We start from the raw sequence: 1,439 nt of genomic DNA on the forward strand, positions 1-1,439 counted from the left end.
GTAATTGCTCAACCCCCTTGACAAGAAGACGAGATAGACATTAGATCAAGGAATGGAAAAACTCCCCGACTTAAAGCAACTATCGAACGAGGCAAAAGAAGCCTTGATAGTAGAGCTATGGCAAGAAATCCAAAAACTTAGCGCAGCATTAGCCACATACGAACCAAAACCAGGCTCATCTCCCACCAAAACTAGCAAAAATTCCAGCACTCCACCATCCAAAGGATTCAAGCCGAACATTAAGCCGTCGAAAATTCAAGGAATAAAAAGACAAAGAAGCCTAGGAAGAGTCGGAGGGGGAAGAGAACTACATCCTCATCCCGACCAAACAATCATCGCCCAAGTGAAAAATTGCCCCCAGTGTGGAGAGAAAGTCACCACTGGTGGTCAAAAATTGCAATCCGTCTACGAAAAAATCGAACTACCCCCAATTCGCCCCATCATCACCCGAATCGAACGTTATGGTGGTCAGTGTGCCTGCTGTCAGACCGAATATGTTGCACCTGTACCATTGGGAATGGAACCAGGTTCACCGTTTGGCAGTTCAATTCAAAGCTTAGTCACATATCTTCGTTACACTCATGCCATCAGCTACGAACGGCTGTCGTCGATATTTGGCTCCATCTTTGGACTAAAGATATCAGAAGGTGCAATCGCAAACCTGTTGGCAAAAGTCAAAACCAGTTTAGATGACCAAGTAAGTCAAATACTACAACGGTTGCGGCGGGCAAAATTAATTTGTTCAGATGAAACGAGTGCGAGAGTTAACGGACAGAATCAGTGGGAGTGGGTATTTCAGAACCAGGATGTTTGTTTACACGTCATCCGCCCGAGTCGAGGGACTGAAGTAATTAACGAAGTTCTCGCAGAACATCGTCCCGATATCTGGGTGTCTGATTTATTTAGCGCTCAAAAAAATCACCCAGCACCACAATGGCAAGTGTGTTTGGCCCATCAACTGCGGGATTGCCAATATGCGATTGATGCAGGGGACAGAATTTTTGCCCCAGGGATGAAGAGGTTATTATTAAGGGCTTTTATCATCCATCGGCAACGGGAGAATATGGATAATACTAGACTCTTGAGATATCGAATAAATTTACAGGAAAGATTAACCAAAATTTTGGATTTAGCACCACAGCAGAAGGATGGTATACGGTTACGAAAACGTTACGGTGGGCTGATTGACAATTTATTTCTATTTCTGGAAGATGTGGGGATTCCACCCACGAATAATAGTAGTGAACAGGCGATTCGGATGAGCGTGATATTTCGCCATGTGACCAATGGCTTCCGTTCGGAATGGGGGCGAGATTTGTTTGCTGCCGTTCGTTCAGTTGTTAATACTGGCAAGCGTCAGGGTTTAACTGCTTATCAATCCATTCAACAAGCTCTCTCTACTGATGGCTCCCTTTTTTCCCCTAGTTGAGCAATTACGT

Annotated in this window: 1 protein-coding gene; it reads left to right on the plus strand. The window is 44.6% G+C overall.

Annotated features, from left to right (window positions below; all coding sequences use genetic code 11):
• Nucleotides 1–52 precede the first annotated feature (52 nt).
• The gene (gene tnpC / locus QUB61_RS39410) at nt 53–1,429 is read left to right on the plus strand and encodes an IS66 family transposase (protein WP_333136909.1); all 1,377 of its coding nucleotides are present in this window, start codon (nt 53–55) and stop codon (nt 1,427–1,429) included.
• Nucleotides 1,430–1,439 lie beyond the last annotated feature (10 nt).

This window comes from Microcoleus sp. C2D2 (genome assembly GCF_036702495.1).
Lineage (GTDB): Bacteria > Cyanobacteriota > Cyanobacteriia > Cyanobacteriales > Microcoleaceae > Microcoleus.